General features: G+C 51.4%; 11 protein-coding genes. 3 read left to right on the forward strand and 8 right to left on the reverse strand.

Annotation, left to right across the window (positions count from 1 at the left end):
- Positions 1–16: 16 nt before the first annotated feature.
- Positions 17–985: a VanW family protein gene (locus AC0YN0_RS25700; protein WP_475823799.1), complete on the reverse strand. Its 969-nt coding sequence runs from the start codon at positions 983–985 to the stop codon at positions 17–19.
- 145 nt (positions 986–1130) lie between these two features.
- Between AC0YN0_RS25700 and AC0YN0_RS25705 the strand changes: the two genes are divergently transcribed.
- Positions 1131–2318 carry a hypothetical protein gene (locus AC0YN0_RS25705; protein ID WP_475823800.1) on the forward strand — a complete coding sequence of 396 codons (1188 nt, stop codon included), beginning with the start codon at positions 1131–1133 and terminating at the stop codon, positions 2316–2318.
- Here the strand turns inward: AC0YN0_RS25705 and AC0YN0_RS25710 are convergent.
- The 5 genes from AC0YN0_RS25710 to AC0YN0_RS25730 form a co-directional block, all read right to left on the reverse strand.
- Positions 2315–3481 carry a sn-glycerol-1-phosphate dehydrogenase gene (locus AC0YN0_RS25710; RefSeq protein WP_475823801.1) on the reverse strand — a complete coding sequence of 389 codons (1167 nt, stop codon included), beginning with the start codon at positions 3479–3481 and terminating at the stop codon, positions 2315–2317. The genes AC0YN0_RS25705 and AC0YN0_RS25710 overlap by 4 nt on opposite strands.
- Entirely contained in the window at positions 3478–4284 is an 807-nt protein-coding gene (locus AC0YN0_RS25715; protein ID WP_475823802.1) for an HAD-IIA family hydrolase, read from the reverse strand. The genes AC0YN0_RS25710 and AC0YN0_RS25715 overlap by 4 nt, the downstream gene beginning before the upstream one ends.
- A 109-nt stretch (positions 4285–4393) precedes the next feature.
- Positions 4394–5173 carry a DeoR/GlpR family DNA-binding transcription regulator gene (locus AC0YN0_RS25720; RefSeq protein ID WP_475823803.1) on the reverse strand — a complete coding sequence of 260 codons (780 nt, stop codon included), beginning with the start codon at positions 5171–5173 and terminating at the stop codon, positions 4394–4396.
- Positions 5174–5305: 132 nt separating this feature from the next.
- Complete coding sequence (locus AC0YN0_RS25725; protein WP_475823804.1) at positions 5306–6211, reverse strand: multicopper oxidase family protein; 906 nt, start codon at positions 6209–6211, stop codon at positions 5306–5308.
- A gap of 104 nt (positions 6212–6315) precedes the next feature.
- On the reverse strand, positions 6316–8181 hold the full coding sequence (locus AC0YN0_RS25730) for an ABC transporter ATP-binding protein (RefSeq protein WP_475823805.1): 1866 nt from the start codon (positions 8179–8181) through the stop codon (positions 6316–6318).
- 449 nt (positions 8182–8630) lie between these two features.
- Here AC0YN0_RS25730 and AC0YN0_RS25735 point away from each other — a divergent pair, with 449 nt between their 5' ends.
- Positions 8631–10394: a glycoside hydrolase family 2 protein gene (locus tag AC0YN0_RS25735; protein WP_475823806.1), complete on the forward strand. Its 1764-nt coding sequence runs from the start codon at positions 8631–8633 to the stop codon at positions 10392–10394.
- A gap of 58 nt (positions 10395–10452) precedes the next feature.
- On the opposite strand, the gene AC0YN0_RS25740 is transcribed toward AC0YN0_RS25735, so the two are convergent.
- Entirely contained in the window at positions 10453–11385 is a 933-nt protein-coding gene (locus AC0YN0_RS25740) for a nucleoside hydrolase (RefSeq protein WP_475823807.1), read from the reverse strand.
- A gap of 147 nt (positions 11386–11532) precedes the next feature.
- On the opposite strand from AC0YN0_RS25740, the gene AC0YN0_RS25745 reads away from it, so the two are divergent.
- Positions 11533–12297, forward strand: a complete 765-nt coding sequence (locus AC0YN0_RS25745; RefSeq protein ID WP_475823808.1) for a helix-turn-helix transcriptional regulator — start codon at positions 11533–11535, stop codon at positions 12295–12297.
- Here AC0YN0_RS25745 and AC0YN0_RS25750 read toward each other — a convergent pair.
- Positions 12292–12879, reverse strand: coding sequence for a hypothetical protein (locus AC0YN0_RS25750; RefSeq protein ID WP_475823809.1), 588 nt, complete (start codon positions 12877–12879; stop codon positions 12292–12294). The two genes, AC0YN0_RS25745 and AC0YN0_RS25750, sit on opposite strands and share 6 nt — an antisense overlap.
- Positions 12880–12889: the final 10 nt, after the last annotated feature.

Here is a 12889-nt window from a genome sequence, read left to right on the forward strand (position 1 = left end):
AATCACTCTTCTCCACTTAATGGCCAACCGTGTTCAACTCAGTCATAATTTCCTCCGGCAGCTTCCTGGAAGCGCTCGGCACTTCTCGCGGCTTGTCGTTGACGGTATCCGAGGAATAGATCATGATGCTGACCGTTCCGTTCCTTGCATATGCGCGGATCAGAATCGGCTCGTTATACCTGTTTTTAAAAACAAAGTCGGGTCCCTGCCAGCTTACCGTCGCGTCGCGGCCAGGCGGCACGTAAGGAACATTGCGGCTATGAGAGTAACGGTTCACGATCTGCAGTCCAGCGCGATCAGCGGCGTTGAACAGCGTGGAAGAGATTTGGCAAATGCCGCCTCCGATTCCTTCCGATACCTCTCCCCTTACGATGACAGGGGCGCGCAAATAGCCTTTGGTTTCGGTGCGCTTGCCGACCGTTTCATTGAACGAGAAATTTTCGTTCGGGAATACGACGCGGTTGTTAATCGCATTGGTTGCAAGCTGGATGTTATGCGAACGGTTTTTGTTGCGGCTATTGTAATACGTCGTATAAAGTCCGATTTGCTTAACCCGAATAGATGACATCAATTCACTGTCAACACGTGGATAGACGGGCTGCATGGGAACTTCCAAGGTGAAGTTTGCCCCTTCGAAAATGTAGCCATAAAATTGCTCTTCGAATAAACCTCGATCAAGTTTGTAACCCGTCTTCTCCGGAACGATTCCGCCCCATCCGTCAAGCGATGCATCGACAGGCGGGGTGAAGGTGCGCTTGTCCACTTCATCCATAAGCGAAATAAACTTCGATTCATTCACGATCGGTACGCCGGGCAATGGATGTGTATATTCCGAGCTCCTGGCCTCCTTAACTTGTTGACCATGACGCTCGATAGACAAAGGCGCTTGCCGCTCGGCTTGCGAGCCTGCATCGGAAATATAATGTTCCGCGATACCAACGGGTTGAATAAGCATCAGAATAGCTAAAGCCATATGGTACAACAATTGTATGCTCCCCCTCTTAGCTATTTATCCGACATAGTATGGTGAAAAAATCGGCTCTTCATGCATAATGACTCGTCACATAAATAAGAGCATCGCAGCCGATTCTATAAACGGACATTTATGAAGCGGAACGGAGGCAGCATGTGTGAGACAATGGACAATTACTTCGCGATTAGCGATAACTATAGGTACTGCTGCCCTACTGCTTGCGTTGCAGCTTGCAGTTGTGTCGGCTCCTGTTGAGGCACTTGGCTATGCAGGCAAAAAAACGCAAGTATTAGCATCTTTAACGATTGCGGTTCATGCCAGTCGGCAGGCTGCTTTGGAGAGCACGCTCGATATAAGCAGCCCTGAGTTCACGAAGGCATTGAAGCAGTCGAAGGTCGAATCGGCGGAAAAAGTCGTACTTGTGCCTGATGTCGAGGTTAAAGTGCAGCTATCGCAGGAAAGTAATCCCGTGCATTACCGGTTGGAGGAGACAGGCAATCTGTGGCGAGAGGATGCACACACAAGGCTGCTTCTGCCATCCGGTAGTTCGGACATGCTGCTGCGGCTTGCCGCAGGTCTGCGCAAGCACCATTACGGCGGTATGACATCCTGGGATTCAGTGAAGCAGACACTCCCTAACAAAAGTATCTTTGCCGTGACCGATCTCGAATCGGGCTTATCATTCCGCGTGCAGCGCCGAGCCGGCAGCGATCATGCCGACGTACAGCCGCTAACGAAAGCCGATACGGCAACGATGAAGCAAATTTACGGCGGCAGCTGGAGCTGGAAGCGCAAGGCTGTTCTCGTCCAATCCGAGCAAGGTTGGATTGCGGCATCCATGAACGGCATGCCGCATGGCGGCGACGGCATTCCGGAGAACGGCTTCTCCGGCCACTTCTGCATCCATTTTCTCGGCAGCAGCACGCATAAGTCAGAATTTCCGGACTTGGCCCATCAGCTTATGGTGCATAAGGCAGGAGGAGAGCTGCAAGCTTTGTTCGACGCCGCTTCCCCTGCTTCGCTTGCCAAGTTATTCGTTGTCGTATTGAATCATCAGGACGAGCATATGTTGAGGCAGCTTGCCAAGGAGATGCCGGAAGAAGAAGTGACGAAATGGGTCGAATTAATGGGGACTCTCGTGTCTATCAAAGAACCGCTTCGGAAGAAGAGTGAAGGAGGCGGGCTTCATTCGGATTCGTCCGAGCAACCCGCCCTATCCGCCCAAGTGACGCTGCCGATTACGATAGTGACGAAGAACGTGCCGGAGCGAAACACTTCCTACTCCTTCACCTTTCAGCGATCAGCCAAGGATTCGCCATGGCGATTAATCGGCGTCGTCAATTAGAGGATTGATTCATTGTAAAACTTCAACATTGTTGAGCGGTTGGGGCGTATGCGGTGCGCTTCTCCCAACCCAGCGGCGAGCAGAGCCGCGTCGATGCCGATATCGGATGGCCTCGAGGGGCCGCCTACCTTCGTTAACAAACGGCGAATCTCCACCTCATCCGGTACTTTCGCGAGCTCCTGCTTAACCGCTTCCTGCTGATCGGCAGGCAGCTTCGCCAATACATCGCGAAGAATACTGCGATAATAGGCAGATATTTCTGCGCAAGCCACGCCTACTTTCGCACCGTGCAGAATCTGCCTTCGATCCTCGCGCAGGAATGTCATCTCCCAGAAGTGGGACAAATGATGCTCCGCGCCTGAGGCAGAATGGGATTGCCCGAATATAAGCATCGCGAAGCCAGAGTTCAGCAATGCTGCCGTAAGCAGCCGAATCCCTTCCTCCTTGCGCGCTGCAATCTCATCGACATGCTTTACGCAATCAAGTAGCGCCTTCATCGTAATATCCGCTATGACTTGCTCATATCCCTCACCGGACGTGATGCTGCCGAACTTCCAGTCGAATAGCGACGTATACTTGCCCAGCATGTCCCCGAAGCCGGCTGCAACAAGCTCGGGCGGTGCTTCGACGAGGATATCCAAATCGGCAAAAATCGCTTCCGGGCCGATCGTCCGTATCGTTTGCTTGTCTCCACGGATAATAAGCGGAGCTCCTTTGGAATTGAAACCGTCGACCGATGGGGCAGTCGGCACGGATATGAACGGAATACCGGTCGTGTAAGCCGTAAACCTAGCAATATCATGCAGCGTCCCAGACCCGACGGCGACGATGACTTCCGCTTTCTTAGCTTTCGTGTCCAGCATCAACTGCACGACGGAAGCTTCGTCAGCGATCACATCGCCTTGCTTGTTCGGCGTAATCTTCGTCACTTGCGCCGAAATGCCTTCTGTAACGATTGCATCATATAGTCGTCGGCCTGCAACTTCGTAGGTTGTATCATCTACGACGATCGCTGCTTGCTTATAGCCGCGTTCCTTCAAGTAAGGAGCGACTTGCCGCGAAGCACCAGCCGCAAGAACGATTGGCCCCAACTCAAGCGTCTTCGGGTCGAAGCCCTCGATCTGTGCCGCCGCCTCTCTGATTTCACTCAAAAAATCGCTCATGCGCTTAGCTCCTTCCGCTCGAGCTCTAGCTTCAGATCCGCTAGCGAATGCCATATCATATCCGGCTTATCCGCCGCGTTCTCCCCTTGCTCTCTCGTCACGGAGCCCGTTAGCACAAGTGCAGTCCGCATGCCGGCACGCTTGCCCAGCGCGACGTCCGATGCGAGACTGTCGCCTATAACCAGACAGCGCTCCGGCGGCAAGCCCAGTGCCTGCAACGCCGCCTCCGCCATATAGCGCGACGGCTTGCCGATAACAAGCTTCACCTGCTGGCCGGTCGTCGCTACGATCGCGGCAATCATGCCAGCAACGTCAATCGCTTCGCCGAACTCACCGGGGAACGACTTGTCTTCGTTCGTGGCTATGATCTCTGCGCCGCTGCGTGCAGCACGAAAGGCATCGTTGAGATCCTCGTATGTCAACGTTTCATGAAGCGTGATAACCAGCTTATCCGCATCCTCAGGCTGTTCCGCCAATGTAACGCCTTGCGCGGCAAGCTCCTCCCGCAATCCGCGATCACCTAAGGTCCATACTTTCGCATTTGGCTCATGCGTCTGCAAGTATTGACCCACGACAGTCGAGGTCAGCAATATTTCCTCCGGCCTTGCTTCAATCCCCATTCGCGCAAGTCTTTCCTGGCACATCGCACGGGATATATTTCCGCGATTGCTCAGGAATACGATGGGCAGCTGTCGCTCGCGGAGCGCGGCAATCGCCTCCCGCGCACCTTCAATGGCGGCGTACCCCCTGTATACCGTTCCGTCCAAATCGATAATGTATCCGTCAATATGATCAAGCAGCATGATTCATATCCTCCTTCGTTATATGCTGCCTCTATTGTCCTGCCGTTTGCCTTCATATGTCAACGATTGTGTTCGGTTGTCGCCATTTGCATTCGTGATTATATGATCGTTATTTATCGCCGTTTGCTGCCGCTATCAAGACCCGTACGCCGCTAATCCGTTTCAAGTATACGGAATCGGCCTTCGCATCCGTGATGAGCGTATCGATCTCATCGAAAGCTACCGATGTCGCAATCGCCCGCCGGCCGAGCTTCGTATGGTCCGCAAGCGCGATCGTTTTGCGTGCGTTCGCAGCCATCCTTTTCTTAAGCTCGGCCTCGTATAGGCTGAAATCCGTCATCCCTTCCTCGATGCTGACCCCCTCGGCAGAAGTAAAGAACAAGTCGCCATGGATGCTGTCCAATATGCCTTTGCCGAGCACGCCTTCGATCGACCTTGAGCCGGAACGAAGCACGCCCCCGATCAGAATGACGTTAATGCGCGGATTCTGGTTCAGAACCATCGCGGCATCGAGTCCGTTCGTGACAACCGTAATGTAATCCAGTCCAACAAGCGCTTTTGCAACCTCGAGCACCGTCGAGCTGGCATCCAGCAGGATGCACTGCCCCTTAGATACAAGCGTCGCCGCCAGTGCTCCGATCGCAAGCTTCTCCTCATAATTCATCTCGCTTCGCGACGGTGCGCCGCTTTCCCGGTAGGTCGGCTTCCGCTTCGCGAGCACGGCCCCGCCATGCGTCCTCTCGATCGCTCCTTCCTCCTCCAGCATGCGAAGGTCGGTCCTAAGCGTTCCCTCCGATACGCCCAGCTCCTTCGCCAGTTCCTTGACCACTAGCTGCTCATGTTGTTGTAACCAAGCCATAATTTTATCCCTTCTTTGCGATGCGAACATAACGCGGCCTCCTGCAAATTCTTATTTCTATGAGTCAAACAAACAATAAACGTATGTATTCAAAACTAATCGACAATCGATATTGATCATTTTGACACAGCGCAGGCTGCTATTTCAAGCTCGTGCGGCTAGCTACCGTTCGGTGCTTCCCCCTACATATACTACCGTTGTAAACATCCCGCCCGTTTGCTTCGTAAAATTATTCGACGTATGATGCGGCATATGGCAATGCAACGGCCACACACCCGGATTATTGGCTGCAAATTCGATATCGTAAGTCGTACCGCTAGCTACCGCGATCGTATTTCTCCTCCACTGCGCGTTTCGCTGAATCGGATTGCCATCCGCTGCCGTCACCCAAAACTGATGGCCATGAAGATGGATCGGATGAGCGTTCATGCCGATGCTGCCAAGTCGAATACGCACATACTCTCCATACTTGACCGCAAGAGGCGTCACATGCGGATAGCAGCGGCCGTTCATAGTAAAAAAGTTAAACCCGTCCATTAACGGAGCAACCTCATATGCCCCCGTCTTTAGCTCCCCTTTGGGCAGGCCGGCAAGATGAAATTCTTGCAGCATAATGAAATAGTCGCATCCAAAGCGGTATTCAGTCGGATCCTCGATAATAAAAGCGCCGCATAACCCCATTAGCTCTTGAATAATCGTTTCATAATGACTGTGATACATATGCGTGCCCGGCGGATTCGTTACTTGAAACGTGTAATCAAAATAATGGCCAGGCTCGATCTTGGGTGAAGGCTCGACGCAAGGCACGCCGTCCATCCCATTCGGCACATCAAGGCCATGCCAATGAACGCTTGTCGCTTCAGGCAACCGATTATAGACACGAATAATGACCCAATCACCTTGTACAACCCGTATCGTTGGTCCAGGCAACGAGCCGTTATAGCCCCAGCCTTTCATGAACAACCCAGGCAACAGCTCTCGTTCGACCGGCTCGGCAATCAACTCGAACATTTTGCAGCCTTTGACCCATTTATATGGAAGATCTGGCACGTCTGGCGTTACAACCATCTTGGATTCCCCCCGTACGGTCACATTGTCATTCCCTATAGTGTATGGGGACAATGAATAAAAAAGCCTGAAGGGCTGCTTACCCTTCAGGCTTTCTATCTTGTTTATTGAGCCAGACCTGTCAGTTCTTCCGGCTTCATCGCCTTTAGCTGCTGCTCGTAAAGCTTGCGGTAGAGCCCGCCTTCGCGAAGCAGCGCGCGATGACTGCCTCTCTGTACAATCTCGCCATGATCGATGACGAGTATTTGATTGGCGCGTACGACGGTTGCTAGCCGATGGGCGATGATGAACGTCGTTCTTCCTTCCATCAGACGCTCAAGCGCTTCCGTCACCATGGCTTCCGATTCCGAATCGAGTGCGGAGGTCGCTTCGTCCAAAATCAATATTTTCGGATCCTTCAGAATGGCTCTCGCAATCGCCAGCCTTTGCTTCTGTCCTCCCGACAGGCGCATGCCTCTCTCGCCAATGATCGTATCGTAGCCATCTTGAAATTCTCGAATGAATGCATCGGCGTTTGCTGCCAGTGCAGCTGCAATAACCTCTTCCTCGGTCGCTTCAGGCCTGCCGTAAACAAGATTTTCCCTAATCGATCCGGAGAATAAAATATTGTCCTGCAGCACTAAAGCGATATGCCGGCGAAGATCGTCCAGCTTGTAGTCACGCACATCGTTGCCGTCGATAATGACTGCGCCTTCGGTTGCGTCATAGAATCTAGGGATCAAATTAATCAACGTCGACTTGCCGGCTCCGCTCGGTCCGACAAGCGCAATCACTTCGCCGGATTTCGCTTCGAACGTAATATCCTTTATGCCCTGCCTTTCTTCATATGAAATTTGCGGCGGGAGCGGATTCACGTTCGTAGGTTTCCAAAAAAATCGTTTCGGCGCATGTTCCCGCTCAATCAAATCCGGATTGTTCGTTCCGCCTCCCGGCTGCTGGAAAGTAACGTTCCGGGTCATATAGTTGTAAGAAGCGTTAATGAACACGACATGCCCCTCACAAGTCGGCATCGGCAGCGCCTTCTCCGACTCTACGATTGCGGGCTTCTCGTCCAGCACCTCGAAGATTCGCTCGATATTCGTAATCGAGTTCTGAATTGTTACGTTCACGTCCGCGAAACGCTGGATTGGACCGTACAAATTGCCAAGTAACATCTGAAAAGCAATGATTTCGCCTGCCGTCATTTTGCCGGCCAGCACTAGGCTTCCGCCGACAAGCCAGATCATAACGCCGCCGACATGGGCAAAGGTCTCGCTAAGTCTGCCTAATACATTGGAGAAGAAATGGGCCGACAACGTAAGCTTGTAGTGCTGCTTCCCTTGCTTGCCGAACCGCTCCCGTTCCTGCCGCTCGCCGTTGAACGCCTGCACGATTCGAACGCCCGCCATCCGCTCGACAAGCGTTCCCGATATGCGCTCCATCTGTCTATGGACGGAACGCCATGCCAGACGGATATGAACATTCATATTCGTAAAGGACAAATAGTAGAAAGGCAAGATGGCAAGAGACAATATAGCCAGGAAGGCATTCATTCGAAATAGTAGAAATCCTGCAAAAAGGACCATTAACAAATCGAGCACGAGGTTGATAATACCTCCGCCAATCAAGTTTTGCGCGCCACCGATATCATGAATGACTCTGGAGGAGATGCCGCCTACCTGACGTTGGTCGTAGAAGCTTACGGGCATCTTTTGCAGATGATAGTAGAGCTGATCCCGAAGATCCTTCATCATCCGATTGCCAAGAATGGCCGAGTAGTAATGTCTGCCGAAATTGACGATTACGCCGATCAACAAAATTGCGAGCATGATGCCAATAATTGAATAGAGCCCCACCCCGCCTTCTCCGGCGAGCACGTCATCGATTAAAATTTGCGTATAAATCGGAGCAGAGAGCGGCGCGATAAACTGAATGATGCCGAGCAGAATGATAAAACCGATCGTCCCCCAATACGGTTTGGCCCAAACCAAGTAACGCTTAACCGGACTAATTCGAATCCCTCCCCTTCACATCTATAAACTTTTTCCATCTTAATTCATGAAGAAAGGGTTTACAAAGTCCATTGGGCAACGGATATATCCGTTAATCGTCAGGAAATGGAGAAATACTCCTATGCCGCCCTTGAGGTGAAGCCATTTCAAGTAATTCAAGGGTTTACAGGGAATACCTACCTATTTTTCGATTTACATCAGCCGTCAAATAAGGTTTAATATAAGATTGCTCTTTTGCAGAATCGGCGCGTGTTCAGTCGGATTTCTTTAAATTAACGTTAAAGTTAATCATATAGACGGAATTCGCTTGAATTTTACTGATTGACAGCTATGCAATCGTTTATTTATACTCTTTTTAAGTAGAAACCATTTAATATGCAGTTTTATATTAACTTTTAAATTAAGTATTTATTTTAAGGAGGATTATGATGTCAGCAACCAGTTATTCCATACCCCGACCCGAATATCCGCGTCCGCAGATGGTCCGCTCCGAGTGGCTGAACTTGAACGGCGAATGGGAATTTGAAATCGATCATGGCAAAAGCGGGAAACATCGCAATCTGTTCGAAGCTTCCGCGTTAAAAGACAAAATTATCGTTCCTTTCTGTCCGGAGAGCAAGCTTTCGGGCATTGAGAACAAGGACTTCATGCCTGCCGTCTGGTATCGCAAGGCAATCCAAGTTCCAACGGAATGGGAGGGCAACCGCATCCTGCTGCATTTTGGAGCGGTTGACTACGAAACCGAGGTTTGGGTGAACGGCAAGTCCGCCGGCACGCATCGCGGCGGTTACGCCTCCTTTTCGCTGGAGATCACGCATCTGCTTCATGCCGGCATCAACGTATTGACCGTATGCGCAGAGGACGATGTGCGTTCCGGACTTCAGCCTCGCGGCAAGCAATCGAGCATGTATCATTCGCATGGATGCGACTATACGAGAACAACGGGGATTTGGCAGACTGTGTGGCTGGAGTCAGTGCCCCAGCAATATATTCAGTCGTTCAAGCTGACTCCGGACGCCGACAATCAAGCGCTTCATGTTGAAGGCGAATTCATTGGAGCCGATGGCCTCACGTTTGCCGTGGAAGCGCAATTCGGCGGCCAAACGGTAGGCAGGCAGTCTGCTGTCGTGAATGGCAAACAAGGACGCCTAACGGTACAACTGTCGGAAAGCCATTTGTGGGATATCGGTTCACCGAACCTTTACGATCTCACCTTGTCAATCCAGCATAACGGCAAAACAATCGATGCGGTAACAAGCTATTTCGGTCTGCGCTCCGTGAAATGGGACAATAACGCGATCCTCATTAACGGCAAACCTGTATTCCAACGTTTGGTGCTGGACCAAGGTTTTTACCCGGAAGGGATTTATACCGCTCCTACGGATGAACATTTGAAGAGAGACATTGAATTGTCCATGAGCCTGGGCTTTAACGGCGCACGCCTTCACGAGAAAGTATTTGAAGCGCGCTTCTTGTATTGGGCCGACCAATTGGGTTACATCGTATGGGGCGAGCATGCGAACTGGGGACTTGATATTTCTACGGCAAAGGGGCTGCAGCAATTTTTGCCGGAGTGGATTGAAATTGTTAAACGCGACTATAACAGTCCCGCTCTCGTGGGCTGGTGCCCGTTCAATGAAACATGGGATGGTCCGCAGGGAACACGCCAAAACGACGAGGTGCTTCGCATCACTTATCAAGTGACGAAGTCGCTGGATGCTACCCGGCCGGTTATTGATACAAGCGGCAACTTCCATGTCGTTACCGATATATTCGACGTTCATGACTATGATCAGGATCCAGTCGAATTTGCCAAACATTACGAAACGATGCGAAGCGGCGGAGACCGGTATGTCACCTTCCCGGATCGCCAGAAATACGATGGCCAGCCTTACTTCGTTAGCGAGTACGGCGGCATATGGTGGAATCCGGGTCAGACCGATCAGAAGAGCTGGGGCTATGGCAACCGTCCGCGTACGGAGGAGGAATTCCTTAGCCGTTATGAAGGCTTGACGCTGGCACTGTTGGAAAACCCTTATATTTGCGCTTTTTGCTATACGCAGCTTTATGATGTCGAGCAGGAAGTTAACGGCCTTCTCACTTACGAGCGTCAGCATAAATTCGATCCCGAGCTCATCCGCCGTATTAATGCCACTGTGGCTGCAATCGAGAAGCAGCCGGTTCGTACGTAACGATACTAGACCATCGAAAAAGGGCGGTACAGGTAAGCACCCTGTACCGCCCTTTCTCTCATTTCCGGCTGGCCAGCTCCAGCTTCCTGAACAAATCGCTGAACACGGCATCGCGATCGATATAGGAGGCGTAGCGGATCAAATGCCTTGTCGTATCGAAACTCCAGCGATAGTCGTCCGATATGCGAGGACTCTGAATCAAGTGCGATGGAACCCACTCGGGTTGAACAAGCCAAGCGACGACGGAAATATCCCAAATCACCCTCGAGTAGCCGTAGTGATCTTCCTTGCAATTGCGATAGGTTTCGTAGAGGTACTCGCCGACTGAACCGGACGGTCTTACATAATCCCGCACCTCCGATAGCGTCGTCCGCAAGTTGGAAGCAACGCCCATACATGGTATGACAACGAGCGGAACGCCGCAATCGAATACGATTCTGGATGCATGCAAGTCCTGCTGCAGGTTGAACTCTCTCGTATCCGGCCATTCCAGCGCATGTCCGCCAAGCCAGACGACAACGATTCTTTCGATGATGGACGGCTCTAGCAAAATCGCGCTAGCGATATTCGATATCGCCCCGATACCCACGACGTAGAGCGGATCACTCGGGTCGCAAGCCATCGCACGACGGACAAGATCATTTGCCGCGTCGCTGATAACAGGGGTATATGACTCCGGAAGATAGCTCTCCGAACCCCGATATACGGGTACATCTTCACGGTCCATCAACTTCAAGATGCGTATGATTTCATGATAGCTCTTCTCCATGCCGTCCTTCGGTCCCGTGGACAGGTCATTATAGAACGGAGCGGCATAAAGCGCTTGCAATTGTATCCGTTCAGGCGACAGCAAGGAATAGATGACCGCGAATTGGTCGTCGATCTCGTTGAACGTGTCGGTGTCGAGCACCATTTTCACCTTGCCGCTTGGCCATTCGAGCTTCCGTACGCGTTGTTCCGTAGATAAGTCAGGGAATTTTTTTTGCATCATTGCAACCTCCATTCGTATCATGAACGATCCCATCCAGCTATGGTATACTGATCTCATTCTACGAATATTTGGGCAACGGCAGTAGTATTAACAGGTTACGATCTATCACGAATTGGCTAATTCGTACGGAGATGGGAGAAACGATCTATGACAGTGTCGTTTGATTTTTTTTACCGGGCTATACGGGCCAAGCAAGAGTTTATCGGACCGCATTACCATCCCTGTTACGAAATTGTTTATTATGTGAACGGGCATGGGACAACGAGGATTGGACAAGAGGAATATAGCTTCTCCTCCGGAGATTACGCCATTATCGCTCCCTGCACGGTCCATGAGGAGCGTGCAACGTCTCAACTGCATGTGATGTTCACCGGTCTTATTAGCAGCGATTCGCCGCCGCTCGTTGAGGGAGTCTATCGTGATGCGCCGTCGAGGCCCATCCTTCACTTGCTTCATAAACTCGACTTTGAGCTTCAAAACAAAAGAAGCATGTATAAGCAGATGTTAAATACGATAGCTTCCGAGCTATTCATAGAGCTATTCCGCACGCACCCTTCCGAGGAAACGGATGATCGCGGAGATATTATCCGTTACGCGCAAGCGTACATGGATGAATATTCACTGCAGAAGATCGATCTGCAGTCGCTGGCCGCGCAATACGGCTATAGCTATGACCGCTTCCGCCATCTCTTCAAGGAGAAGCTTGGCGTCTCGCCGACTCAATATATTTTGCTGCGCAGGCTGGAGCGTGCGAAGACGTTGCTGCACCATTCCCCGCTTCAGGTGTCGGTCATCGCGATGGAATGCGGATTTTCTACCGATGCTCAATTTTGCAGCTTGTTCAAACGCGAGATCGGTATCACGCCGGGGCAGTACCGTATGTTAGCCGAGCCAACAATCTCGTACCTATAGCACGTCAGATAACGGAACGATCGTCTCGGTATCGCTCTCGATAATGACGACTTCTCTGATAGCCTTCGATTGCTCCTTATTAAGCTCGATCACGAACGTCCTTGGCCTTGCATCGGCGGTGCAATAGCTCCCTGTTCCAACGAGCATGACAACGAGCGCCTGTCCGTCTGCGCGAAGCGAAACCTCGCCTGTCTCGTATGGACAAGTTCCCGATTCGTGAACGCCGATGAAGTAGGTATCGTTTTGCTCATGGTTCACTTCTGGCTGCTTCTCTTCGAACCTATAGTAGCTCCACGCCTTCTCATATTGCGTTTCATCTGTTGATTTCGTCGCCATATATTCGTAGTGCGGCGCGATTTCCCTTCTGAATGAAGCCTCATTAAAGTCCGCAGGCAGCACCTTCTCGCTTGCCACGATCTTCGTTGTAACACTCGTTCCTTCGATCGCCCGATTGTCCTCTGCCTGCTTCGGCTTCGGCTCATCCGATGGCAAGATCGATTCATTATGATTCGATGCACAGCCCGCGACGGTCAAAGCTGACCATAGAAGAACAACGATACTTATCGTTCTGAATTTCAACATGAAGCCACCC

Source organism: Paenibacillus sp. J22P218, assembly GCF_056269195.1.